This window comes from Pseudomonas sp. L5B5 (assembly GCF_020520285.1).
Lineage (GTDB): Bacteria > Pseudomonadota > Gammaproteobacteria > Pseudomonadales > Pseudomonadaceae > Aquipseudomonas.
The window spans coordinates 1,964,406-1,988,245 of record NZ_CP084742.1 but is presented as its reverse complement, the minus strand read 5'-3'; the positions used below and the strand labels follow the sequence as shown (position 1 = coordinate 1,988,245).

Below are 23,840 nucleotides of genomic sequence, written 5' to 3'. Positions count from 1 at the left end.
GGCCGAGCGGCATCGACCGGCGTGATGCCCAGGTCGACGATACCGAGAAAGGGCTGGTCGCCCGGCAAGATGTCGAAGGCCAGGGGCGCCACTTGTTTTTCGATCAGTTGGGAGGTTTCCTCGGTTTCACCGTTCATCAGCTTGAGGGTCATGTGATAGCGGCCTGGCGCCAGGTTGGCGGCGAATCCAAGGTGGGCGGTGGCGCTGCGCCAGCCTTGCACCGGGGCGTCGCAAGCCAGCGCCACGTTGGCGCCGCCGACCACCAGCAGCTTGGCTTCCTGGACGGTCAGGCTGAGGTTGGGGCGCTGCACCTGGTCCGTGACTCGGACCTGGACCTGGACCTCGATCCGGTCGCCATGGACAAAGCTGGAATACGAGGTCCCGGTGGCCTCGAAGAGCGCCGAGAGAATCTGCCCTTCGGGGGTGCCGAAGGCCATGCCCTGATCCGGGTCGAGCGCAGGCTTGGCGGTGACCTGGATGGCGCCGTTGCTGGCCCAGCGCCGTTGCTCGTCGCGCATGTCCAGCAAGTAGAGCTCGGTCATATCCTGCGGTGCGCCGCTGGCCCGGACTTCACCGTTGCGCAGGTACAGCACGCGGTTGCAGAAGCGCTTGACCATGCTCATGTCATGGGACACGAACAACAGCGTGGTGCCTTGTCGGGCCAGGCGTTCGAGACGCTCCAGGCACTTGAACTGGAACGAGGCATCGCCGACGGCCAGGGCCTCGTCGACGATCAGGATGTCCGGCTCGACGCACACCGAGACGGCAAAGGCCAGGCGCACCAGCATGCCGCTGGAGTAGGTCTTGGTAGGCTGGTCGATGAAGTCGCCGATGTTGGCGAAGGCCGCGATCTCATCGAAGCGCGCTTGTGTTTCACCCTGGGTCAGGCCCAGCACTGCAGCGTTGAGGTAGACGTTCTCGCGTCCGGTGAATTCCGGGTTGAAACCCGAACCCAGCTCCAGCAGGGCGGCGATGCGTCCCTGGGTGTCCACGCGGCCTGAGGAGGCATTGACGATACCGCAGATCAGTTGCAGCAAGGTCGACTTGCCGCTGCCGTTGCGACCGATGATGCCCAGGCTCTCACCCTTGCGCACCTCCAGCGAGACATCCTTCACCGCCCAGAATGGACGATAGCGTTGCCTGCCGTGCGGGAGCAGTATTTGCAACAGGCGGTCCTTGGGATGTTCATAGATCTGGTAACACTTGCCCAAGCCTTGGGTCTTGATCGCTAAGTCAGAGCACATCGGCAAATCCCTGGCGAGTTTTCTCGAACCATGTCCGTCCCAGAATTGCTACAGCGCAGGCAGCAAGCAGTTGTCCTAGCCACACGCGAATATCAGGCACCACACCCCAGACCAGTACTTCTCGGGAAGACTCGATCACTAAGGCCAATGGGTTCAGGTAGAGCCAGGGTTGGAAGGCTGTCGGCAGGGCGGTCACCGGATAGAAGACTGCCGAGAGCATTAACAAGGCCGACATCAACACCCCGATGACCTGATCGATGTCCCGCAGATACACCCCCAGGGCAGCGAGGAACCAGGACAGGCCCAGGGCAAGCAGGGTCAATGGCAAGAGCACCAGAGGAAACAACACGGCAGTCACGGGGGGCAAGCCGAAGATCAGGATGTGAAAGACGAACCACACGATCAGACCCATCAGCATGTGGAACAATGCAGCGCCAAGTGTCACCCAGGGCAAAATATCGAGGGGGAACAGCAGTTTCTTCACATAGTTGCTGTGGTTGACCACCAATGTTGGTGCACGGCAGATGCATTCTGAAAACAGGTTGAAAACCAGCAGACCTGTGAAAACCAGCAGGGCGAATTGGCTGGTGGAGTCATTACCACCCCCCCAGCGGACCTTGAATATCATGCTGAACACTACGGTATATACCAGCAGCATGAGCAGGGGGTTGAAGACCGACCAGAGCAGTCCAGCGATCGAGCCGCGATAACGGCCCGCGACTTCACGAGTGACCAATACCAGTAGCAATTCGCGATGACGCCAAGGCCAAGCGCCAGCTAGCTTGAACGTGATGCCCCTAGTCAACTTCCACTCCTTGGCGGTCAACTTTTTCAGCGTCGCGATTTACCCGAGCAGATGGCTCGAAGAAATGGGCCGATGTGTTGAATTCGGTGTATTTGTTTTTGATGTTGTTTATAGACCAGAAATTCCCACATCGAGGGTGGGGAGATGATTCTTTCTGATGAAGGGATGACAGTAAAGAGCCATCATGAAAAATAGTTGGGGCACAGTGTTGTGGCTTGTCGATCAAGGCATGGTTGTCCGCTGCAGGCGGCCTGCACCGGGGCTCAGGGGCGCTGTGCGATACTGCACAGCCGCAACCCGCAGGGGAGGTTAATGTCGAAACTGTTGCAGATTGGCCATCTATGCTTCAGGCATCACTGGATGCGGCCGATAACCTTCCATGGACCAGTCTGCCTGTCCCGGGGTCCGTTGCGAGACGCCTGTTAGCGAGGCTGTGCAGGGTGCCGGCGACTGGGCCAGCCAAGCAAACAACAAAGGGATGTGCGTTGCAGATCACGCCTTTTCCCGTCAGGACGACCCATTGCCTGTCCCCATCTACGAAGTACATGCCCTCGATGGCACCTTGAAACGCCTGCCCTTGCTCAAGGCGGCGGTAGGCTTCATCGCCATGGTGTTCCTGTGCCTGTGTGGCTTGCTGTACCTGCAGTTGGAGCAGTCCTGGAGCCATGACCTGGCCCAGGCGGAGGTCAACTCGACCAACCTGACCCAGGCGATGGCCCAGCAGGCCGAAGACACTTTCATGGAGGCCGACCTGGTGTTGATGAGCCTCTCCGAGTGGATCGAGGCCCTGGGCGAGGGCCCCAGGCAGCAACAGCGGCTGCAGGAGATCTTCGCCCGGCGGGTGCTGGCCCTGAATCAGCTCAGCGGGGTGTTCCTCTACGACCGGCAGGGCCAGTGGGTGGTCAGCTCCTTCAACGCCTCGCCGCACGGCAAGGATGTGGCGGATCGGGACTACTTCAGGTTCCATCAGCAGAACGCCTCGTTGCAGGCACATATCAGCCCGGCGATCCTCAGCCGTGCCAATGGCGAGTGGATCATCCCCATCTCACGGCGAATCAATGATGAGAACGGGAGTTTCAAGGGCGTGCTGATGGCCGGCATCAAGCTTGCGTATTTCGATCAGTACTTCAAAAGCTTCAACATCGACGAGCAGGGGGCCATGTTCCTCGCGCTCTCCGATGGCACCCTGATTGCCCGGCGCCCGTTCGAGGCGCGCCAGGTCGGGGCTTCGCTGGCCCGTGGCGAGATCTTCGCCAAGTACCTGCCTGAGGCTACGGCGGGCAATGCCATGATCACGTCGATCGTCGACGGGGTCCCGCGCTTGTATGGTTATCGCCAGTTGCAGGCCTATCCGCTGGTGGTGGCGGCGGCCAACTCCAAGGACGCGATACTCAAGAGCTGGTACGCCTCGGCCTACCAGTCCACGGCCATCGTGGCCCTGGTGCTGTTGGGCGTGGGGTTGTTCGGCTGGGTATTCGTGCACCAGGTACGCAACAACGAACGGATCGAGGCCGACCTGCGTGAAGCGCAGGAGGCACTGGAAGTGATCGCCACCCATGACAGCTTGACCGGCCTGGCCAATCGAAGGTTGTTCGAGCGCGCCCTGGTGATCGAGTTCGGCCGGGGCGCCCGGCAGAGCAGCCCGTTGGCCTTGATCATGGTCGATATCGACTACTTCAAGCTCTACAACGACACCTATGGGCATGTGGCGGGCGACCATTGCCTGACACAAGTGGCCCAGGCGCTGCAGGGCTGTTGCCAGCGCCAGGCCGATCTGGCCGTGCGTTATGGTGGCGAGGAGTTCGCGGTGCTGCTGCCTGATACCGATATCCAGGGGGCCCTGGCCATGGCCGAGCAGATTCGCCAGAGCGTCATGGTCAGCCAGATTCCCCATTCCGGGTCTGCAGCGGGTTGTGTCACGGTCAGCCTGGGTTGCTATGCCTTCGTTCCCAGCGGGCGCGACAGCATCGAGGTGTTCATCGAGCGGGCGGATGCGGCGCTGTACCAGGCCAAGGCCACTGGCCGCAACCGGGTCTCGGCGTTGTCGGTGCAGCCATTGCAGCCTTCCGATCGCTGAGCGTTACCAGGCCTTGCAGAACACCTGGTTGCCGTAGCTGTTGCCGCCGAACTCGTAGCTTGTGCGGCCTACGGCGTCGTATCCCTGGGCCAGATAAAAGGCCAGGGCGGGCAGGTTGCCCTCCCAGGCGGTGAGCCACAGGCAACTGGCCTGGCGGCCTCGAGCGATGTCCTCGGCCTGGTCCAGCAGGGCCTGGCCGATGCCTTGCCGGTGGGCGTGGCGCTGTACATACAGGCGCACCAGTTCCATGCCATCGGCCAGTTGCGGCAACGGCGCATGGGAGTTGCCGGCAGCGAGTTCGGCGAATCCTTGCAGATGGCCGTCGCGCTCGGCCAGCAGGAGGATCCGCCGTGGATCGGCCAGGCGCTCACGGAACTGTTCCGGTGCGTAGACGCGCAAGGCTTCCTCGGCCAGGTCGGCGCGCATGCCGTCCATGGCGTAGGTGTCGAGGAACACCTGGGTGGCCAGGCCACTGATGCACAGGGCATCCTCGTGACGGCCATGACGAAAGGAAAGGGGGGTGGGCATGACTGCATCCTTGTAGTGGATTGCCGGTGCTCAGCGCGGGACGGATTGGCCGAGCAACTGCTCCAGATGCTGGCAAACTGCAGGCCATTCGTCGTCGATGATGCTGAAGCGTACGGAGTTGCGCTTGCGCCCGTCGGGCATGATGCGCTCATGGCGCACGATACCTTCTTGCTGCGCACCCAGGCGCAAAATGGCTGCCCGGGATGTGTGGTTGATCTCGTCGGTGGTGAATTGTACCCGTACGCAGGCCATTTCCTCGAAGGCATGACGCAGCATCAGGTACTTGGCCTCGGTATTGACGAAGCTGCGTTGCCAGCGACTGGCGATCCAGGTGCTGCCGATCTCCAACTTGCGATTGAGTGGGTCGATCTTCCAGAACCGTGTGCAGCCGATGACCTCGCCCGTGGCCCGCAACAGGGTGACGAAGGGCTGCACGCTGCCGGCGGCGCGGCCTTCCAGCGCAATGGCCAGGTATTGGCCGATGGTGCTGGGGGAGGGCACCACGGTAAAGGGCAGGTTCCACAGTTCGCCGTCCCGGGCCGCATCCACCAGGGCGTCGGCGTCGCTGGCTTGCAGGGGGCGCAGGATGATCCGTGGGCCTTCCAGTGGTTGCATGGCGCGCGCTCTCCAGATCGCATGATGGGGCTTGGCAAGCGGTTATTACAGAAGCTCGGGCAATGCCTGGCAAGAGCCAATCCGGGGCCAATGCAATAAAAAATATCAGCCGAAACGATTGTCGGCCAAAGCGCTTTCTGGCTTATACATAAGCCCGACATGCAGGGCCTGGCGTTGCTCGAACGGATCGGCGCGCGGATGGCTGCGGCCCTGCGCGACACTCATTTCAAGGACCCGTGCATGAGCCAGCCGCACCTGATGGACTTCGACCTTTACCTGCAGCGCCTCGGTTATGACCACACGCCAGCGCCGACCCTGGAAACCCTGGGGGAGCTGCAGTTGCGCCATGTCTGCCGGTTCACCTTCGAAAGCCTCTCGACCTTGCTGCGGCTCCCGGTGCCCATCGACCTGGCGTCGGTGGAACGCAAGATCCTTCGTGAGGGGCGTGGCGGTTACTGTTATGAACTGAACCAGACCTTCATGGTGTTGCTGCAGCACCTGGGGTACCAGGTCAGGGGGATCACCGGGCGAGTGGTGATGGGCGGGCCCGAGGATGCCTTCACGCCCCGCAGCCATCGGCTGACGCTGCTGCAGCTCGATGGTCGGCGCTATATCGTCGATGTCGGTTTCGGCGGCATGGTGCCTACCGCGCCCTTGCTGCTCGACACCGAGCAGGAGCAGGCCACGCCCCACGAGCCGTATCGCATCACCCGGCAGGAAGGCAGCTATACCCTGCGGGCCAAGGTCGCGGGCGAATGGCGGGCCATGTATGTGTTCGACCTGCAAATGCAGGGAGAGGTGGACTACGAAATGGGCAACTGGTACGTCTCGACCCATCCGGCTTCGCCCTTTTTCGGCCAGTTGATGGTGGCGCGCATCGGACCGGGCGTGCGCCATACCTTGCACAACGCCAGCTATGCCCTGCATCGCATGGACCAGCCCAGCGAGCGGCGGCAGATCACCGACGCCGGGGAGCTGATGCGCTTGCTGCAGGATGAATTCGCCTTGCGCCTACCCGATCACCGCGAGTTGCCACAGGTGCTGGAGCAATTGCTGCGAGCCTGAGCGCCCCCGGGGTAGCTGCCACGGCACGGCCGTTCTTGTGTACAGAATCCAGGTGTCGATTCACGTATTGACTGGCAGGTCGATCAACCAGGGCTGATTCGTTTGTCGAATCAGCCCTTTTTTCGTCGGGTTGCCCGCCGGGTTGAGGGCCCACGGTGCTATCACTCGTTGGCGGGCGTTGTCGGCGAGCCGAGGGCTCTGTACCGGGTTTTCCGATGCAAGCAGGTCACTGGACGGGGTGTCCAAGTCGTTTTTGCCAGTAGGCCTAAGGGGAAATGTGCCCAAGACTTGGCGGATAAACTGTATACAATTTAATGGACAGTTCTCTTTGATGTTGCATACAGTGTGCGCATAACAAAAACAGGGAACTCCAAACCATGACTACCCCTCAGGTTTCACAGCAGCGGCCCGAAGACGAGAACTTGGGTGTTGGCGCGAACATGGCCTACGGCCTGCAACACGTTCTGACCATGTATGGCGGCATCGTCGCGGTGCCGCTGATCATCGGCCAGGCAGCCGGCCTGTCGCCCGCGGAGATTGGCTTGCTGATCGCGGCCTCGCTGTTCGCCGGAGGCCTGGCCACCTTGCTGCAGACCCTTGGCGTGCCGTTCTTCGGTTGCCGGCTGCCGCTGGTGCAGGGGGTCTCCTTTGCTGGTGTGTCGACCATGGTGGCGATCGTCACCAGTGGCGGCGAGGGTGGTTTTCAGTCGGTGCTCGGGGCGGTCATCGCCGCCTCCTTGATCGGGCTTCTGATCACCCCCGTGTTTTCCCGCATCATCAAGTTCTTTCCACCCCTGGTCACCGGTATTGTCATCACCACCATCGGCTTGACGCTGATGCCCGTGGCAGCGCGCTGGGCCATGGGTGGCAATAGCCGTGCGCCAGATTTCGGCAGCATGTCCAACATCGGCCTGGCCGCCGTTACCCTGGTGCTGGTGCTGATGCTCAGCAAGATTGGCAGCGCGGCCATCTCCCGGCTATCGATTCTCCTGGCCATGATCATCGGCACAGTGATCGCGGTATTCTTGGGCATGGCGGACTTTTCGGGGGTCACCCAAGGGCCGATGTTCGGCTTGCCCACGCCGTTCCACTTCGGCATGCCGACTTTCCATGTCGCAGCGATCCTGTCGATGTGCATCGTGGTCATGGTGACGCTGGTGGAAACCTCGGCGGACATCCTGGCGGTGGGGGAGATCATCCACACCAAGGTCGATTCCAAGCGCCTGGGCAATGGCCTGCGGGCCGACATGCTGTCGAGCATGATCGCGCCGATCTTCGGCTCCTTCACCCAGAGCGCCTTTGCCCAGAACGTCGGGCTGGTGGCCGTCACCGGGATCAAGAGCCGCTTCGTGGTGGCCACCGGTGGCTTGTTCCTGGTGATCCTCGGCCTGTTGCCGTTCATGGGGCGGGTCATCGCCGCAGTTCCGACCTCGGTGCTCGGCGGCGCCGGCATCGTGCTGTTCGGCACCGTGGCTGCCAGCGGCATTCGCACCTTGTCCAAGGTCGACTACCGCAACAACATGAACCTGATCATCGTCGCCACCTCCATCGGCTTCGGCATGATCCCCATTGCTGCCCCCAGCTTCTACGATCACTTTCCCAGCTGGTTCGCGACGATTTTCCACTCGGGCATCAGTTCGTCGGCGATCATGGCGATCCTGCTGAACCTGGCGTTCAACCATTTCACTACCGGCAACTCCGATCAGCAGTCGGTGTTCGTCGCCGGTACCGAGCGCAGCCTGCGTTTCCAGGACATTGCCGTGCTGCGTGAGGGGGATCACTTCAGTGGCGGCAAGCTGCACGACGCCGATGGCAACGAAGTACCGCTGGTGGCCGATGGCTCTGATGCCGAACCTCGGGCTGAGGGCCCCGCGCCAAGCCCCGTTCGCAGTAGTGCCCAAGCCACTCACTGATCATCTGCGCAGCAGATCGATACCGGCGCCCAGGCGCCGGTTTTCGTTATTCCAGGTTTTCCAGGGGAGCCAGGGCCTGGAGAACATCGGGGTCGTCCTTGTACTGCTGACGCAACTTCGCAAGTTGACGATCCAGGCCGGTACAGGTGTCCTTCACCGCCTTCTCCAGCTCGGCCCGGCGCTCTGCATCGTAGGGCTCCTCACCGGCAAAGTGCTGGCATTCTTCGTAGCGCTGGAGGAGGGCGGTGGCATCCGCCGGCAACTGGGCACTGCCGTAGTGGCCACCCAGCTTCAGACGCTGCTCCTCGACCCAGCCGTTGTAATCTTCACCATCCTTGGCGATGTACATGACCTGGGCCCAGCCGTCATCGGTAGCGGCGTAAACCGTCAGGCCGTCGCCGGGAATCACGAAGAGTTTCTTGTCCATGCAGGCCGCATGCGGTGCGCTGTGAAAGTGCAGGCGTCCGTTGCCTACTACCTTGGCTTCCAGGGGCGGGCGATAGTCGCCGGCCTCCCGCGAGGCTTTTTCGCCCAGGACGGCGCAATCCACCGGGGTATCGGCCAGGGCTGGCAGGGGCAATAGCAACAGCAGGCCGCATAGCGGCAACAGACGCGGGCTTCGATCCATCGCAAGGGATTTCCATGAGCAGGTTGAATGGCGCGATGGTAATGACAAAGAAGCGGCCTGGGAATGACCACAGGCCATGCCAGGCAGCGCTGGCGTTATTGCGCGACCTTGAACTGACCCTGGCGCACCAGGGACCAGGCGAACACCACCACCACGGTGGCGGCTGCCGATAGAGTCAGGGGCAACCCATGGCTGCCAGCGCTCATGGCTGCGCCGCTGAGCAGCGGTCCGAGCAGGCTGCCAATGCCCCAGAGCAGGCCGGCGCTGGCGTTGGCGGTGACCAGGTCCGCGCCGCTGAAGGATTGCCCGATGAGTACGATGGCCAGGGTGTAGATTCCGCCGGCTGCCGCCCCGAGGATCACCAGGCTCGGCCATAGCAGGGCGGGGTTGTCCATCAGCAGGGGCAGGCCCAGGCCGATCACCAGTGCGACCATGCCGCACCCCAGGTAGATGCCGGGGCGCCCGACCTTGTCCGAGAGCCAGCCCAGGGGAAACTGGAACGCCGTATCGCCCAGGAGAATGATGGTCACCATCAATGCGGCGAGCTTGATGCTGTAGCCGTGGTTGGCGGCGTAGACCGGAAACAGCGACAGCACCATGCTGTCGAAGAAGGCGAAGAACAGGATGCCGGCGCACAGCGCCGGGGCAATGCGGATAAAACCCAGCACCGAGAAGGTCCGGCTTTCGGCATGGGGTGCTGGAGCATCTTCCTGTGGCAGGGTCAGCCAGACGACGGCGATGGCCACGGCGTAGCCGGCACTGACGATGGCCAGCACGATCGGCCCTTCGGTGCCCAGCAGCGAGACCAGGCCCGGCCCCAGTAGCTGGAAAAAAGTGAAACAGGTGGTGTAGACCGCCACCAGCCGTCCGCGGGTGGTGTCCTCGGCCATTTCATTGACCCAGGTTTCCCCGAGGATGATGATCAGCCCTGCGCCCAGGCCCATGGCGATACGCGCCATTCCCAGGCCGTGCAGACCGATGCCAGGCAACTCCAGTGCGGCCACGCTCACGGCGCACAAGCTGAAACACAACAGGTAGATCTGGCGCCGGGTCAGGCGCCGGCACATCCCGTTGACCAGGAAGGCCGAGAGCATCATGCCGGCGGCGGGCAGGGCCGACATGAGGCCGATCTGGTTGTTGGAGGCGCCGGCCTGGTACAGGCGCAGGGCCAGGATCGGCACGGTGGAACCGATGCTCAGGCCGACGATGGAGATGCCCAGGATCAGGGCGGCTAACAAGGCTTTGTTCATTGCTCGAGACCTGCGCCTGGTGATCCGGGCGCTGAAAAATACAGGGGTGCGCCTGCATCGCGACGCGGGCCGCTGGACAGGCGATGGCTGGACGAACCGAACCCGGCTGCAGGCGTCGACCTGGCGCTAATGGGGCGCGGGCAGCGGTCTGCTCGGTGGCGAGTTGCCAGGGTCAATCGCGATCAGCGACGGTTCCGGGGCGGGGAGAAGGTGAAGGCAAACAGCACGCTGCGGCGTCGGCGATTGATCGCGCAGTCATGCTGGACAACGGCCAGGCTGGCCGAAGGAGGTAGTGAGGAGAAATTGCACGGTGACTGTGCTGACACGGACATCATTGTCTGACTGGTTGGAAAAGGAAGCGCACAGCCTACGCCAGGCCTTTGCGGCAAAGCAACCAGGCATGCCCGGGGTTGGTCGGCGCCACCCCATGATCGACCCGAGCTTTATCCCAGGCTTTACCTTGAGAGAGTGGGTAAGTGGCGGAACTTGGCAGAATCGCGAAACGAAAAAACCCGCCATAAGGCGGGTTTTTTGGGTGGGCTGGAGATTCTTGAAGCTTTCTCCAGCACCTTGTCTGGCTCCACGACCTGGACTCGAACCAGGGACCCAGTGATTAACAGTCACTTGCTCTACCAACTGAGCTATCGCGGAATGCGCCGTATCTTACTGATTCAAAAAGGGAAGTCAAGCACCTGAAGGAGAAATCCGATTTTTTCTTCAGGCGCCGATCGGGCTTGCTCAGCCGCCAAGGGTCAGGGAGCCGAGCATCAGCTTGGCCAACAGCGAGGTGGCTGCCAGTTGCACCAGCCACAAGGCCAGGCCGCCCAGGAATACGCCAAGGGCGATTTGCAGCACCAGGTTCTTCCCACGCTTCTGCGAGTGGGGCAGATAGGGTTCGGGGTCGTCGCGTTCGGCCCGCAGGTCATCGTTTCTCATCGGTGGTCTCGGTCGGCAGGGGCAAGGCTTGAGTCTAGAGGGTGTGGGGCAGGGCAGGGGAAAAGTCTCAGGCGCCCATGAAAAAGGGGAAGCTCATGGCTTCCCCTTTTCTATTGCTGGCGGTGGATCAGATCACCTGGAGGATGGCGTTGGTCACCACACCGATGTTGCTCTGGTTCAATGCAGCGACGCAGATGCGACCAGTGTCCAGGGCGTAGATGCCGAATTCGTTGCGCAGGCGAGTGACTTGCTCAACGGTCAGGCCGGAGTAGGAGAACATGCCACGCTGGCGACCGACGAAGCTGAAGTCGCGCTGTGGTGCGCCTTTGGCCAGCAGGTCGACCATCTGGGTGCGCATGCCGCGGATCCGCAGGCGCATCTCTGCCAATTCCTGCTCCCACTGGGCACGCAGTTCCGGATTGTTCAGTACGGCGGCGACGATGGTGGCACCGTGAGTCGGCGGGTTGGAGTAGTTGGTGCGGATCACGCGCTTGACCTGGGACAGCACGCGAGCGCTTTCTTCCTTCGAGCTGCTGACGATGGACAGCGCGCCAACGCGCTCGCCGTACAGCGAGAACGACTTGGAGAACGAGCTGGAAACGAAGAAGGTCAGGCCCGACTCGGCAAACAGGCGCACGGCCGCGGCATCTTCGTCGATGCCGTCGCCAAAGCCCTGGTAGGCCATGTCGAGGAACGGCACGAGGTTTTTCGCCTTGATCACTTCCAGGACGTTTTTCCAGTCCTGTGGGCTCAGGTCGACGCCCGTCGGGTTGTGGCAGCAGGCATGCAGTACCACGATCGACTGGGCCGGCAGGGCGTTGAGGTCTTCCAGCAGGCCGGTGCGGTTCACGTCGTGGGTGGCGGCGTCATAGTAGCGGTAGTTCTGCACTGGGAAACCGGCAGTTTCAAACAGCGCGCGGTGGTTTTCCCAGCTCGGGTCGCTGATGGCGACCACGGCACCTGGCAGCAGCTGCTTGAGGAAATCGGCACCGATCTTCAGGGCGCCAGTGCCGCCGACGGCCTGGGTGGTGACCACACGGCCAGCGGCCAGCAGTGGCGAGTCGTTGCCGAAGAGCAGTTTCTGGACCGCCTGGTCGTAGGCGGCAATGCCATCGATCGGCAGGTAGCCACGGGAGGCGTGTTGAGCGGCGCGGATCGTCTCGGCTTCGACAACGGCGCGCAGCAGTGGAATGCGTCCCTCCTCGTTGCAGTACACGCCCACGCCAAGGTTGACCTTGTCGGTGCGGGTGTCGGCGTTGAATGCTTCGTTGAGGCCCAGGATTGGATCGCGTGGTGCCATTTCGACAGCGGAGAACAGGCTCATTTTTACGGCGGCTCTGAATGGAGTATGGAGGGACGTGTCACGCTCCAGCCGAATGCACTAGAGCGGAGCACAAACGGGGAGCTAGTATAGAGGCCATCATCGCGGCGGGCGACTGCCTAATGGTCTTTTGCGGCAAGTTTTTCGCGTTATTTTTTGACCGTTAGTCTTATTGCAACATTTGGTGTGGTGGCGGGTGTAAGACCTTTACCTTGAAAGCTGTGGTATTTGGCTCCACATTCTGAATATTCCTGCTCTTTTCCTCGGCGACCTGGGTCGTACGTGGTCTTTCCCATTCCTGTCCGGTCGCGCCGCGCACGATGACACCAGAGGTACTTTATGTCTGAATTCCAGCTCGTCACCCGCTTTCAGCCCGCCGGCGACCAGCCTGAGGCCATCCGCCTGATGGTCGAAGGCATCGAGGCCGGGCTGGCGCACCAGACCCTGCTCGGCGTGACGGGCTCGGGCAAGACCTTCAGCATCGCCAACGTCATCCAGCAGGTGCAGCGACCGACCCTGGTGCTGGCGCCAAACAAGACGCTGGCGGCGCAATTGTATGGAGAGTTCAAGGCGTTCTTTCCGAACAACGCGGTGGAGTACTTCGTTTCCTACTACGACTACTACCAGCCCGAAGCCTATGTGCCATCGTCCGACACCTTCATCGAGAAGGATGCCTCGATCAACGACCATATCGAACAGATGCGCCTGTCCGCGACCAAGGCGCTGCTGGAGCGCAAGGACGCAATCATCGTCACCACGGTCTCCTGCATCTACGGTCTGGGCAGTCCCGAGACCTACCTGAAAATGGTTCTGCACGTGGATCGCGGTGACAAGCTCGACCAGAGGGCCTTGCTGCGGCGCCTGGCGGACCTGCAATACACGCGCAATGACATGGATTTCGCCCGTGCCACCTTCCGCGTGCGCGGTGATGTGATTGATATCTACCCGGCGGAATCGGACCTGGAGGCGATCCGCATCGAGCTGTTCGACGACGAAGTGGAGAGCATCAGCGCCTTCGACCCCTTGACCGGTGAGGTGATCCGCAAGCTGCCGCGCTTCACCTTCTATCCCAAGAGCCACTACGTGACCCCGCGGGAAACCCTGCTGGATGCGATCGAAGGGATCAAGGTGGAGCTGCAGGAGCGCCTGGAATACCTGCGCTCCAACAACAAGCTGGTGGAAGCCCAGCGTCTGGAGCAGCGCACCCGTTTCGACCTGGAGATGATCCTCGAACTGGGCTACTGCAACGGCATCGAAAACTACTCGCGCTACCTCTCGGGGCGTCCCGCCGGCGCTGCACCGCCGACCCTCTATGACTACCTGCCGGCGGATGCCTTGCTGGTGATCGACGAATCCCACGTCAGCGTGCCCCAGGTCGGCGCCATGTATAAGGGCGACCGCTCGCGCAAGGAAACCCTGGTGGAGTACGGCTTCCGTTTGCCGTCGGCATTGGATAACCGGCCGATGCGTTTTGACGAGTGGGAGGGGGTGAGTCCGCAGACCATCTTCGTTTCCGCCACCCCGGGCAACTATGAGGCCGAACACGCCGGCCGCGTGGTGGAGCAGGTGGTGCGCCCCACCGGGCTGGTGGACCCGCAAGTGGAAGTGCGCCCGGCCCTGACCCAGGTGGACGACCTGCTGTCGGAAATTACCAAGCGCGTTGCGGTGGAAGAGCGGGTGCTGGTGACCACCCTGACCAAGCGCATGGCCGAAGACCTGACCGATTACCTGGCCGACCACGGTGTGCGCGTGCGCTACCTGCACTCGGACATCGACACCGTGGAGCGGGTGGAAATCATCCGCGACCTGCGCCTGGGTACCTTCGATGTGCTGGTGGGGATCAACCTGTTGCGTGAGGGCCTGGATATGCCGGAAGTGTCCCTGGTGGCGATTCTCGATGCCGACAAGGAGGGCTTCCTGCGCTCCGAACGCTCGCTGATCCAGACCATCGGCCGCGCCGCGCGCAACCTCAATGGCCGGGCGATTCTCTATGCTGACCGCATCACCGGCTCCATGGAGCGGGCGATTGGCGAGACCGAGCGCCGCCGCGACAAGCAGATCGCCTTCAACCTGGCCAATGGCATCACCCCCAAGGGTGTGGTCAAGGATGTCGCCGATATCATGGAAGGCGCCACCGTGCCCGGTTCGCGCAGCAAGAAGCGCAAGGGCATGGCCAAGGCGGCCGAGGAGAGCGCCCGCTACGAAAGCGAGCTGCGCTCGCCGAGCGAGATCACCAAGCGCATTCGCCAGCTGGAAGAGAAGATGTACCAGTTGGCCCGCGATCTGGAGTTCGAGGCGGCGGCCCAAATGCGGGACGAGATCAGCAAGCTGCGCGAGCGCCTGCTCAACGTCTGACTGTGCGGTGCAGCCCATCGAGCCGCAGGTCAATGCGGCGGTTCAGTGGGCTTCGCCGGCCCTGGCGCCTGACGCAGGCGCAACCTTGGCATAAATGCCCTCCTTACTGGAGCCTGGCCGGCATCGCCTGTTACCATTCGCCCCTTGTTTGTTCCTTGCTTTTCTATTCTTTCGAGACATGCCATGACCACCGTCCGTACGCGCATCGCGCCATCGCCTACCGGGGACCCCCACGTAGGTACTGCTTACATCGCTTTGTTCAACTACTGCTTTGCCAAGCAGCACGGCGGCGAGTTCATCCTGCGTATCGAGGACACCGACCAGTTGCGTTCGACTCGCGAGTCCGAGCAGCAGATCTTCGATGCCCTGCGCTGGCTGGGCATCAACTGGAGCGAAGGTCCGGATGTCGGCGGTCCCCATGGTCCGTATCGCCAGAGCGAACGTGGTGATATCTACCAGAAGTATGTCCAGCAGTTGGTCGACATGGGCCATGCCTTCCCGTGCTTCTGCACTGCCGAAGAGCTGGACCAGATGCGTGCCGAGCAGATGGCTCGCGGCGAAACCCCGCGTTACGACGGGCGTGCGTTGTTGCTCTCCAAGGAAGAAGTGGCCCAGCGCCTGGCTGCCGGTGAACCCCACGTGATCCGCATGAAGGTGCCTAGCGAGGGCGTCTGCGTGGTGCCGGACATGTTGCGTGGCGATGTCGAGATCCCATGGGATCGCATGGACATGCAGGTCTTGATGAAGACCGACGGCCTGCCGACCTACTTCCTGGCCAACGTGGTCGATGATCATCTGATGGGCATCACCCACGTGCTACGCGGTGAAGAGTGGCTGCCTTCGGCGCCAAAGCTGATCCTGCTCTACGAATACTTTGGCTGGGAGCAGCCGCAGCTGTGCTACATGCCGCTGCTGCGCAACCCGGACAAGAGCAAGCTGTCCAAGCGCAAGAACCCGACCTCGGTAACCTTCTACGAGCGTATGGGGTTCATGCCCGAGGCCATGCTCAATTACCTGGGGCGCATGGGCTGGTCGATGCCGGATGAGCGCGAGAAGTTCTCCCTGCAGGAAATGGTCGACAATTTCGACCTGTCGCGGGTTTCCCTCGGCGGACCGATCTTCGATGTCGAGAAGCTGTCGTGGCTCAACGGCCAGTGGCTGCGTGACTTGCCTGTCGACGAGTTCGCCAAGCGGGTGCAGACCTGGGCGCTGAACCCCGAATACCTAATGAAGATCGCTCCCCATGTCCAGGGCCGGGTGGAAACCTTCAGCCAGATCGCACCGTTGGCCGGCTTCTTCTTCGCCGGTGGTGTGAGCCCGGATGCCAAGTTGTTCGAGTCCAAGAAGCTGTCCGGTGATCAGGTGCGCCAGCTGATGCAGTTGATCCTGTGGAAGCTCGAAAGCCTGCGTCAGTGGGAAAAAGACAGCATCACCGCGACCATCCAGGCGGTGGTCGAGTCCCTGGAGTTGAAGCTGCGCGATGCCATGCCGCTGATGTTCGCCGCCATCACTGGCCAAGCCAGTTCGGTATCGGTGCTCGATGCCATGGAAATCCTTGGTCCGGACCTGACCCGCTTCCGCCTGCGCCAGGCCCTCGACTTGCTCGGTGGCGTGTCGAAGAAAGAGAACAAGGAATGGGAGAAGCTGCTGGGCACCATCGCCTGAGGTGGCCTGGCCAAGCGCCCATTGCCAGGGGCGGTGACCTTTTCAGCTACGCTTGAGCGTCGGGCAATAGGCGAATTGATCACTGCAACCTGGTTTTCTCCTGGCCTGCGCCGGCATTTTTGAGGGAGTCGGCGTAAGTCGGGGAGGGCGCAAACGCCCGGTTTTTCAGGGTGGGGTGGTAAGTGATTGTTATCCCGGCAAATTTTTTTTCAAAAAGCTGAAAAAAAATTGACAGCCTTGCGAACGCCCCTTAAGATTCGCCCCGTCCTCACCGACGAGGGGCTATAGCTCAGCTGGGAGAGCGCTTGCATGGCATGCAAGAGGTCGACGGTTCGATCCCGTCTAGCTCCACCAATTTACAGTTCAAGGCCTGGCCACACTGGCCTTGAATCGACCAGTTCTCAGTGCTGGTCAGTGGTATAGAAGGTTTGTGTCCCCTTCGTCTAGTGGCCTAGGACACCGCCCTTTCACGGCGGTAACAGGGGTTCGAGTCCCCTAGGGGACGCCAGTTTCACACAAGCGATGTTGCAAGATGTCGCTGCGCCGCGAGGCGAAAAATCCGGGGCTATAGCTCAGCTGGGAGAGCGCTTGCATGGCATGCAAGAGGTCGACGGTTCGATCCCGTCTAGCTCCACCAATTTACAGTTCAAGGCCTGGCCACACCGGCCTTGAATCGACCAGTTCTCAGCACTGGTCAGTGGTATAGAAGGGTTTGCGTCCCCTTCGTCTAGTGGCCTAGGACACCGCCCTTTCACGGCGGTAACAGGGGTTCGAGTCCCCTAGGGGACGCCAGTTTCACACAAGCGATGTTGCAAGATGTCGCTGCGCCGCGAGGCGAAAAATCCGGGGCTATAGCTCAGCTGGGAGAGCGCTTGCATGGCATGCAAGAGGTCGACGGTTCGATCCCGTCTAGCTCCACCAATTTACAGTTCAAGGCCTGGCCACACCGGCCTTGAATCGACCAGTTCTCAGCGCTGGTCAGTGGTATAGAAGGTTTGTGTCCCCTTCGTCTAGTGGCCTAGGACACCGCCCTTTCACGGCGGTAACAGGGGTTCGAGTCCCCTAGGGGACGCCAGGTTTGCCCGCTTTGCGGGATTTCAAGGGTCATTCGATTATTGAATGGCCCTTTTGTTTTTCTGGCGTTCAGCCCATTTCTCCTTTTCTTTTCCCTGCTTGTCCCTCTGACCGACGGTCACGCTAGCGACTTGCGGAAAATTATTATGTGGATAATATTTTTTTCGTAATATTCGGAGGCAACGATGAACGATAAAAAAGCTCAGACCCGGCAACGCATTCTCCAGGCCGCCAGTTCTGCGTTGATTCAACGCGGTCCGGCGGAGCCTAGCGTGGGTGAAGTGATGGGGGCTGCCGGGTTGACGGTCGGTGGTTTCTACGCACATTTCGAGAGCAAGGATGCGTTGATGCTGGAGGCCTTCACCCAGCTGCTCGGTCATCGACGCGATCTTCTTGATGAAATGGATAGCAACCTGAGTGGTGAGGAGCGTCGTGCGCTGACCGCCGCGTTCTACTTGTCGCGCAAACATCGTGACTCCACCGAGTCGGCGTGTCCGATCCCGGCGTCGGTAGGGGAGCTGGGGCGTCTGCCGGACAGCTTTCGCAAGGCTTTGAGCGAGCACATGGAACTGATGGTGGCGCAAATGGCCGAAACCCCCGAAGACACGGACAAGGCCCTGGCGGACATGGCCCTCATGGTCGGTGGCCTGTCCCTGGCTCGAGCCCTGGGGCCGGGAGAGCTGTCCGACCGCTTGCTGCGGGCCGCCAAGTCTGCTGTACGCTGAACTGGCCCTGGCGCGAGTGCCTGCCTCCTGCATATTCACCTCGCGAATGAGTGGCCAATCAAGGGGGTGAGTCGATTATCCAGGCCCGGTTTGGCCGGCCTGCGCGAGAGCCTTCCTGGTTCGAAGCGGCTCGGGCCAATGGATCTATGCGCCCATCGCGCCGAGCATCCGTTACACTGCCCCGGTCAAAAAATCTGACCGGGAGTCGAGCATGAGTTGGGATCTGGCAACGCCGTTCGTCATCGATCTGCAGGTGGCGGCCGAGGATATCGATGGCTTGGGGCACGCCAACAATGCAGTCTATGTGACCTGGTTGGAGCGCTGTGCTTGGCGCCATTCGCAGCGCTTGGGGCTGGATCTGACCGAGTATCGTCGCCTGGATCGGGCCATGGCCGTGGTGCGACACGAAATCGACTATCTGGCCGCAGCCTACGAGGGTGATGAACTGCAATTGGCCACCTGGATCGTCGATTGGGATCAGCGGCTGAAGATGACCCGGCGTTTTCAGCTGGTTCGCCCGAGTGACGGTGCTACGCTGCTGCGGGCTCAAACCACCTTTGTCTGCATCGAGCTGTCCACCGGCAAGCCCAAGCGAATGCCCGCCGAGTTTCTCGACGGCTACGGACCGGCCTTGCAGTCCTCCTGAATCCCACCATCGTCGCCGGTTCGTCCGGTTTCCGTTCGCCGGTTGCCGGTGCCTGCAAGGTATTGTTGGCAAGCGAAACCCAGTAGACTGACGCCCGTTTTTTTGCCCGTATTCGTCGAGTGTGTTTCATGCAAATTGCCCTGGCGCCCATGGAGGGTCTGGTCGACAACATCCTGCGCGATGTACTGACCCGTGTTGGCGGGATCGACTGGTGTGTCACCGAGTTCATCCGTGTCAACGACCGCCTGCTGACGCCTGCTTATTTCCACAAGCTTGCACCCGAGTTGCTGGAAGGGGCGCAGACTGCCGCTGGTGTGCCGCTGCGCGTGCAGTTGCTTGGCTCCGATCCGGTCTGCCTGGCGGAAAACGCTGCGCTGGCCTGTGAGCTGGGCAGTGAGGTCATCGACCTGAACTTCGGCTGCCCAGCCAAGACGGTCAACAAGTCCCGCGGGGGGGCCGTACTGCTCAAGGAGCCCGAATTGCTCAACCAGATCGTCGAGCATGTGCGTCGGGCAGTTCCAGCACATATCCCGGTCACGGCGAAGATGCGCCTGGGTTTCGACAGCCCGGATGGTTCCCTGGTGTGTGCTACAGCGCTGGCCGAGGGGGGGGCCGAGCACATCGTGGTGCACGCACGAACCAAGGTCGATGGCTACAAGCCGCCAGCCCACTGGGAGTGGATTCCCCGGGTTCAGGAAGTGGTCAGGGTGCCGGTGTTCGCCAATGGTGATATCTGGAGCGTCGAGGATTGGCGGCGCTGCCGGGAAATCAGTGGTGTCGAGGACATCATGCTGGGGCGCGGGCTGGTCTCGCGTCCGGACCTGGCACGGCAGATCGCTGCGGCCAGGGCTGGTGAAGAGGTGGTGGCGATGTCCTGGAATGAGTTGCTGCCATTGCTCCATGACTTCTGGGCACAGGTGGTGGTGCAGTTGACGCCTCGCTCGGCGCCGGGACGCTTGAAGCAATGGTTGGCGATGCTGACTCGCAATTACCCTGAAGCGGTCGAGCTGTTTACCGCGCTGCGCCGGGAAACCGAGCTGGACCAGGTCGGCAGGCTCCTGGGCATACCGTGTAGCGAAGCGGCCTGAAAAAATCCGCCGATGCCTCTTGAAATGCCGGGGGTGGTCCTTATCTCTTGGGTACGCGATGCCGAATTCGGGTCGCGTAGATAACCACTCGCTGAATATCAGGAGATTTACCCATGAGTACTGCATTTTCCCTGGCTCCGCTGTTCCGTTCCTCTGTCGGCTTCGACCGTTTCAACGACCTGTTCGAATCGGCACTGCGCAACGAACCCGGCAGCAGCTACCCACCCTACAACGTTGAAAAACACGCCGACGATCAATACCGTATCGTCGTCGCCGCTGCCGGCTTCCAGGAAGAAGACCTGGAGCTGCAAGTGGAGAAAGGCGTGTTGACCGTGAGCGGTGGCAAGCGCGATGCCAATGAAAGCGTCACCTACCTGCACCAGGGCATCGCCCAGCGTGCATTCAAGCTGTCCTTCCGCCTGGCCGACCATATCGAGGTCAAGGCCGCAGCCCTGAGCAATGGTCTGTTGAATATCGACCTGCTGCGGGTCGTGCCGGAAGAAGCCAAAGCCAAGCGCATCCCGATCAACGGTGTGCAGCAGCCGGCTCTGCAGCACTAAGACCGCTGCAAGAAAAGGGCGCCCCGGTGGCGCCCTTTTTTGTGCCTGTCATTCCAGCAGTTTCTTGAATTCGCCCAGGGGTAATGGCCGGCTGTGCAGATAGCCCTGGTACAGGTGGCACTCAAGGCCCCGCAGGAATTCCAGTTGCTGTGGGGTCTCGACGCCCTCGGCGATCACTTTCAGTTCCAGGCTGCGGGCCATGGCGACAATGGCCCGGATGATTTCCGCATCGTTGGGGTCATGGGTGGCATCGCGGACGAAGGACTGGTCGATCTTCAGCGTGTCCACCGGTAGCCGCTTGAGGTAGGTCAAGGATGAGTAGCCCGTGCCGAAATCGTCCATGGCGAAGCTGACCCCGAGTTTTTTCAGGCGGCGCATCTTGCTGATGGTGTCTTCCAGGTTCTGGATCACGATGCCCTCGGTAATCTCCAGTTTCAGCAGCGACGAGGGCAGGGCATAAGCCGACAGGCTGTGTTCGATCCTTTCGACAAAATCGTTCTGGCGGAACTGTCGGGGGCTGATGTTCACGCACAGGCTGAACTGGTGTGGATTCACCAGGCCTTCCTCGATCAGTCGGCTGAAGGCCAGGCAGGATTCGTCGAGGATCCAGGTGCCCACTTCGAGGATCAGCCCGCTGTCTTCGAGCACCTTGATGAACTCGGTCGGTGACTGTGCCCCGAGCTCCGGGTGCTGCCAGCGCACCAGCGCCTCGGCGCCGATGATGCGGTTGTCGCGGGCATCCACCTGGGGCTGGAAGTGCACGCTGAACTCGCCGCGGGACAGGGCCAGGCGCAGGTCGGTTTCCATGCGCAGGCGTTCGCTGGCGGCCTTCTGCATGGTGTTGTGGTACATCTGCGTGGTGTTGCGCCCGGAATCCTTGGCGCGATACAGGGCAATGTCGGCGCGCTTGAGCAGGTCGGTAGGGGTCGAGCCATGGTCGGGGATCAGCGCCACGCCGATGCTGGGCGTTACCTGCAGGCGCTGGCCGTCGAGAAACATCGGCTCCGACAGCAGTTCGCGCAGGGTGCCCGCCAGGTGCCGGACCTGTTCGCTGACCTCATTGCGTGTGCCCTCCAGGCCGCTGAGCAGGACCACGAACTCATCGCCCCCCAGGCGCGCCACCGTGTCCTCCATGCGCACGCTGGCTTCCAGTCGTGCAGTGATGATCTTCAGCACCGTATCGCCCACCGGATGCCCGAGGGAGTCGTTGATATGCTTGAAGTGGTCCAGGTCGAGGAACAGCAGGGCGCCGCGCAGGTTATGGCGCTTTAGCAGGGCGATCTGCTGGCTCAGGCGGTCCATCAGCAGTGCGCGGTTGGGCAGGTTGGTCAGCGGGTCGTGGTAGGCCAGGTGGCGAATCTGCGCCTGGGCGTTCTTGAGCAGGCTGACATCCCGTGCGGTGAGCAGCAGGCAAGGGGTTTCATTGAGGGTGATCGGCTCCACCGAAACCTCGAGCGTGAAGATTTCCCCGCGCTTGTTGCGTCCGAGCATTTCCAGGTGGTGCACCCGCCCCTTGAGCTTGAGCTCTGCCAGGAGCGTGGCCAACTGCGCCTCCTCGGCCCAGATGTCGATCTGGTACAGGGTATGGCCGATCACTTCGTCGGTGCGGTAGCCGGTCAGGCGACAGAATCCATCGTTGACTTCCAGGTAACGGCCGGTATCACGCTCGGTGATGATGATCGCGTCGGGGCTGGAGTGAAACGCCTTGGCGAATTTCTCCTCGCTGGCCTTGAGCGCCGCCTCCGAGCGTTGCTGCTGGGTGATGTCACGCAGGGTGGTGACGATGCATGGCTGTTTGTCCACGGTGATCTGGCGGCTGGAAATGATGCAGGTCAGCGGTTGACCGTCCTTGTGGTTGACCACCACCGCCACGTTGTTCAGGGCTTGCTCGCGGATCACCTGTTCGATCCGTCGCAGGCGTGGCGCAGGATCTTCCCAGAGGCCGATCTGTTCGGCGCTGTGATCGATCACTTCGTCCAGGGTCCAGCCGAAGGTCTGGGTGAAGCTGGAGTTGATCTCGATGAACTGGCCGGTTTCCAGCAGGGTCACGCAGATCGGGTCGGGGCTGACCTGGAACAGACTGGCGAATTTCTCTTCGGAGGTGATCAGGCGTTGCTCGCGTTCCACCTGCTCGGTGATGTCCAGCAGGGTCCCGGCCATGCGCAGCGGGTTGCCCTGCTCGTCGCGATACAGGCGGGCACGGCTTTCCAGGTAGCGCGAGCTGCCATCGGCCAGTTGCACTCGATAGGTCAGTTGGTAGTTGCCCGCCGGGCCTTCGCGCAAGCTGCGGTAGGCGTCGCGCATGGAGTTGCGTTCTTCGGTGGGGACGCCCTCGAAGAAGGCGTCGAAGGATTCGTGGAAGGGCGCAGGTTCCAGGCCGTGCAGTTGCGCGGCCCGGGCCGAGCCGTAGAGCATGCCGCTGGGGATATGCCAGTCCCAGGTGCCCAGTTGTGCCGAATCCAGGGCCAGGTCCAGGCGTTCCTGGCTGTCCTTGAGGGCCTGTTCGGCGTGCTTGCGTTCGCTGGTATCGAGAAAGGTGCTGAGCAGGAAGGCCTTGCCCTCCAGTTCGACTTTCTGGGCGCTGAGGATGCCGTCATGAATCTGCCCGTTACTGGCGCGCAACTGCACTTCGAGGCTGGCGGCCTGGCCTTTCTTCTGCACGGCCTTGATCAGTTGGGCGCGTTGCTCGGGGTTGACCCACAAGCCGATTTCCAGGGTGGTGCGGCCGATCACATGCTCGGCGGGCCAGCCGAACTGGCTTTCGAAGTACTGGTTGGCCTCGCTGATCAGGCCGTCTTCGAGGCGAGTCAGCAGCACCATGTTGGGGCACAGGTGGAACAGCGTGGCAAACCGCTTTTCCGAACTGCTGAGGGCCTCTTCGCGCTGGCGCTGGTGGGTGATTTCGCGGATCACTCCGATCATCCGTGGCTTGCCGTGCTTGTCCGGCAGCACGCTGCCGTTGATTTCCAGCCAGTGCAGGCTGCCGTCCGGCCAGCGGATGCGGTGGTGCATGGCGTGCTCCAGGGGGGCGCCGGCCAGCACCGAGTGGAAGGCGCGCACGGTCCTGGCCCGGTCCTCGATGGGCAACAGGTCGAGGTATTCGAGGTTTTCCGGCAAGGGGTGGCGCGGATCGAAGCCGAACAGCGCCTGGGTGCCTCGGGACCAGCTGATTTGCCCGCTCTCGATATCCCAATACCAGGCCCCCAGCCTTGCGCCATTGAGCGCGGCAAGCAGTTGTGGCGCACTTTCCCAGCTCTGTTCCGACTCCCTGGGGTCGACGGCATGGATGCGCGGCATGGGCGGAATGCGGTCAGCGGGTTTGGGCATGGCTATCAGGCCTTGTGC

The 23,840-nt window shown here is 61.7% G+C and carries 17 protein-coding genes, 7 tRNA genes and 1 pseudogene; 15 read left to right on the top strand and 10 right to left on the bottom strand.

Annotated features, from left to right (window positions below):
- Positions 1 to 14: 14 nt before the first annotated feature.
- Positions 15 to 1,244: pseudogene (locus tag LGQ10_RS08945) on the bottom strand (ABC transporter ATP-binding protein); the annotation flags it as partial.
- The gene (locus LGQ10_RS08940) at positions 1,234 to 2,049 is read right to left on the bottom strand and encodes an ABC transporter permease (protein ID WP_226525330.1); all 816 of its coding nucleotides are present in this window, start codon (positions 2,047 to 2,049) and stop codon (positions 1,234 to 1,236) included. The pseudogene LGQ10_RS08945 and the gene LGQ10_RS08940, both read right to left, overlap by 11 nt.
- 520 nt (positions 2,050 to 2,569) lie before the next feature.
- Here LGQ10_RS08940 and LGQ10_RS08935 point away from each other — a divergent pair.
- Positions 2,570 to 4,126, top strand: a complete 1,557-nt coding sequence (locus tag LGQ10_RS08935; protein WP_226525329.1) for a sensor domain-containing diguanylate cyclase — start codon at positions 2,570 to 2,572, stop codon at positions 4,124 to 4,126.
- 3 nt (positions 4,127 to 4,129) lie between these two features.
- Here LGQ10_RS08935 and LGQ10_RS08930 read toward each other — a convergent pair whose 3' ends face one another.
- A complete protein-coding gene (locus tag LGQ10_RS08930; RefSeq protein ID WP_058436452.1) occupies positions 4,130 to 4,654 on the bottom strand; it encodes a GNAT family N-acetyltransferase in 525 nt (174 codons plus the stop codon).
- Positions 4,655 to 4,684: 30 nt separating this feature from the next.
- On the bottom strand, positions 4,685 to 5,269 hold the full coding sequence (locus tag LGQ10_RS08925; RefSeq protein ID WP_058436451.1) for a GNAT family N-acetyltransferase: 585 nt from the start codon (positions 5,267 to 5,269) through the stop codon (positions 4,685 to 4,687).
- Positions 5,270 to 5,509: 240 nt separating this feature from the next.
- On the opposite strand from LGQ10_RS08925, the gene LGQ10_RS08920 reads away from it, so the two are divergent.
- Positions 5,510 to 6,334: an arylamine N-acetyltransferase family protein gene (locus LGQ10_RS08920; protein ID WP_226526119.1), complete on the top strand. Its 825-nt coding sequence runs from the start codon at positions 5,510 to 5,512 to the stop codon at positions 6,332 to 6,334.
- Positions 6,335 to 6,711: 377 nt separating this feature from the next.
- Positions 6,712 to 8,247 carry a nucleobase:cation symporter-2 family protein gene (locus LGQ10_RS08915; protein ID WP_058436450.1) on the top strand — a complete coding sequence of 512 codons (1,536 nt, stop codon included), beginning with the start codon at positions 6,712 to 6,714 and terminating at the stop codon, positions 8,245 to 8,247.
- A gap of 46 nt (positions 8,248 to 8,293) precedes the next feature.
- On the opposite strand, the gene LGQ10_RS08910 is transcribed toward LGQ10_RS08915, so the two are convergent.
- The 5 genes from LGQ10_RS08910 to LGQ10_RS08890 all read right to left on the bottom strand — a co-directional run bounded on the left by LGQ10_RS08910 (position 8,294) and on the right by LGQ10_RS08890 (position 12,385).
- Positions 8,294 to 8,875, bottom strand: a complete 582-nt coding sequence (locus tag LGQ10_RS08910) for a hypothetical protein (protein WP_058436449.1) — start codon at positions 8,873 to 8,875, stop codon at positions 8,294 to 8,296.
- 95 nt (positions 8,876 to 8,970) lie between these two features.
- Positions 8,971 to 10,125, bottom strand: coding sequence for an MFS transporter (locus LGQ10_RS08905; protein WP_226525328.1), 1,155 nt, complete (start codon positions 10,123 to 10,125; stop codon positions 8,971 to 8,973).
- Between the two features lie 575 nt (positions 10,126 to 10,700).
- Positions 10,701 to 10,776 (bottom strand) — tRNA-Asn (locus LGQ10_RS08900).
- An 87-nt stretch (positions 10,777 to 10,863) separates the two neighbouring features.
- Positions 10,864 to 11,061, bottom strand: coding sequence for a hypothetical protein (locus LGQ10_RS08895; protein ID WP_226525327.1), 198 nt, complete (start codon positions 11,059 to 11,061; stop codon positions 10,864 to 10,866).
- Positions 11,062 to 11,188: 127 nt separating this feature from the next.
- The gene (locus tag LGQ10_RS08890) at positions 11,189 to 12,385 is read right to left on the bottom strand and encodes an amino acid aminotransferase (RefSeq protein WP_058436447.1); all 1,197 of its coding nucleotides are present in this window, start codon (positions 12,383 to 12,385) and stop codon (positions 11,189 to 11,191) included.
- A 336-nt stretch (positions 12,386 to 12,721) separates the two neighbouring features.
- On the opposite strand from LGQ10_RS08890, the gene uvrB reads away from it, so the two are divergent.
- The 12 genes from uvrB to LGQ10_RS08830 all read left to right on the top strand — a co-directional run bounded on the left by uvrB (position 12,722) and on the right by LGQ10_RS08830 (position 20,495).
- Positions 12,722 to 14,737 carry an excinuclease ABC subunit UvrB gene (uvrB, locus tag LGQ10_RS08885; protein WP_058436730.1) on the top strand — a complete coding sequence of 672 codons (2,016 nt, stop codon included), beginning with the start codon at positions 12,722 to 12,724 and terminating at the stop codon, positions 14,735 to 14,737.
- Positions 14,738 to 14,920: 183 nt separating this feature from the next.
- Positions 14,921 to 16,402, top strand: a complete 1,482-nt coding sequence (gene gltX, locus LGQ10_RS08880; protein WP_226525326.1) for a glutamate--tRNA ligase — start codon at positions 14,921 to 14,923, stop codon at positions 16,400 to 16,402.
- A gap of 278 nt (positions 16,403 to 16,680) precedes the next feature.
- Positions 16,681 to 16,756, top strand: a tRNA-Ala gene (locus tag LGQ10_RS08875).
- A 78-nt stretch (positions 16,757 to 16,834) separates the two neighbouring features.
- Positions 16,835 to 16,910 (top strand) — tRNA-Glu (locus LGQ10_RS08870).
- 53 nt (positions 16,911 to 16,963) lie between these two features.
- Positions 16,964 to 17,039: transfer RNA gene (locus tag LGQ10_RS08865), tRNA-Ala, on the top strand.
- Between the two features lie 79 nt (positions 17,040 to 17,118).
- Positions 17,119 to 17,194: transfer RNA gene (locus LGQ10_RS08860), tRNA-Glu, on the top strand.
- Between the two features lie 53 nt (positions 17,195 to 17,247).
- Positions 17,248 to 17,323 (top strand) — tRNA-Ala (locus tag LGQ10_RS08855).
- 78 nt (positions 17,324 to 17,401) lie between these two features.
- Positions 17,402 to 17,477: transfer RNA gene (locus tag LGQ10_RS08850), tRNA-Glu, on the top strand.
- Positions 17,478 to 17,661: 184 nt separating this feature from the next.
- Positions 17,662 to 18,201 (top strand): TetR/AcrR family transcriptional regulator, encoded by a 540-nt coding sequence (locus tag LGQ10_RS08845; RefSeq protein ID WP_058438403.1) that lies wholly within the window; start codon positions 17,662 to 17,664, stop codon positions 18,199 to 18,201.
- Positions 18,202 to 18,412: 211 nt separating this feature from the next.
- Complete coding sequence (locus LGQ10_RS08840; protein ID WP_058438400.1) at positions 18,413 to 18,847, top strand: acyl-CoA thioesterase; 435 nt, start codon at positions 18,413 to 18,415, stop codon at positions 18,845 to 18,847.
- Positions 18,848 to 18,975: 128 nt separating this feature from the next.
- Positions 18,976 to 19,935 (top strand): tRNA dihydrouridine synthase, encoded by a 960-nt coding sequence (locus tag LGQ10_RS08835; protein ID WP_226525325.1) that lies wholly within the window; start codon positions 18,976 to 18,978, stop codon positions 19,933 to 19,935.
- Between the two features lie 113 nt (positions 19,936 to 20,048).
- Positions 20,049 to 20,495: an Hsp20 family protein gene (locus LGQ10_RS08830; RefSeq protein WP_226525324.1), complete on the top strand. Its 447-nt coding sequence runs from the start codon at positions 20,049 to 20,051 to the stop codon at positions 20,493 to 20,495.
- 48 nt (positions 20,496 to 20,543) lie between these two features.
- On the opposite strand, the gene LGQ10_RS08825 is transcribed toward LGQ10_RS08830, so the two are convergent.
- Positions 20,544 to 23,822 (bottom strand): EAL domain-containing protein, encoded by a 3,279-nt coding sequence (locus tag LGQ10_RS08825; protein ID WP_226525323.1) that lies wholly within the window; start codon positions 23,820 to 23,822, stop codon positions 20,544 to 20,546.
- Positions 23,823 to 23,840: the final 18 nt, after the last annotated feature.

Excerpts from the sequence above, each read along its gene's own strand:
- LGQ10_RS08930 (WP_058436452.1), bottom strand. The coding sequence starts at position 4,654 with ATGCCCACCCCCCTTTCCTTTCGTCATGGCCGTCACGAGGATGCCCTG.
- LGQ10_RS08925 (WP_058436451.1), bottom strand. The coding sequence starts at position 5,269 with ATGCAACCACTGGAAGGCCCACGGATCATCCTGCGCCCCCTGCAAGCC.
- LGQ10_RS08920 (WP_226526119.1), top strand. The coding sequence starts at position 5,510 with ATGAGCCAGCCGCACCTGATGGACTTCGACCTTTACCTGCAGCGCCTC.
- LGQ10_RS08915 (WP_058436450.1), top strand. The coding sequence starts at position 6,712 with ATGACTACCCCTCAGGTTTCACAGCAGCGGCCCGAAGACGAGAACTTG.
- LGQ10_RS08910 (WP_058436449.1), bottom strand. The coding sequence starts at position 8,875 with ATGGATCGAAGCCCGCGTCTGTTGCCGCTATGCGGCCTGCTGTTGCTA.
- LGQ10_RS08905 (WP_226525328.1), bottom strand. The coding sequence starts at position 10,125 with ATGAACAAAGCCTTGTTAGCCGCCCTGATCCTGGGCATCTCCATCGTC.
- LGQ10_RS08895 (WP_226525327.1), bottom strand. The coding sequence starts at position 11,061 with ATGAGAAACGATGACCTGCGGGCCGAACGCGACGACCCCGAACCCTAT.
- LGQ10_RS08890 (WP_058436447.1), bottom strand. The coding sequence starts at position 12,385 with ATGAGCCTGTTCTCCGCTGTCGAAATGGCACCACGCGATCCAATCCTG.
- uvrB (WP_058436730.1), top strand. The coding sequence starts at position 12,722 with ATGTCTGAATTCCAGCTCGTCACCCGCTTTCAGCCCGCCGGCGACCAG.
- gltX (WP_226525326.1), top strand. The coding sequence starts at position 14,921 with ATGACCACCGTCCGTACGCGCATCGCGCCATCGCCTACCGGGGACCCC.
- LGQ10_RS08845 (WP_058438403.1), top strand. The coding sequence starts at position 17,662 with ATGAACGATAAAAAAGCTCAGACCCGGCAACGCATTCTCCAGGCCGCC.
- LGQ10_RS08840 (WP_058438400.1), top strand. The coding sequence starts at position 18,413 with ATGAGTTGGGATCTGGCAACGCCGTTCGTCATCGATCTGCAGGTGGCG.
- LGQ10_RS08835 (WP_226525325.1), top strand. The coding sequence starts at position 18,976 with ATGCAAATTGCCCTGGCGCCCATGGAGGGTCTGGTCGACAACATCCTG.
- LGQ10_RS08830 (WP_226525324.1), top strand. The coding sequence starts at position 20,049 with ATGAGTACTGCATTTTCCCTGGCTCCGCTGTTCCGTTCCTCTGTCGGC.
- LGQ10_RS08825 (WP_226525323.1), bottom strand. The coding sequence starts at position 23,822 with ATGCCCAAACCCGCTGACCGCATTCCGCCCATGCCGCGCATCCATGCC.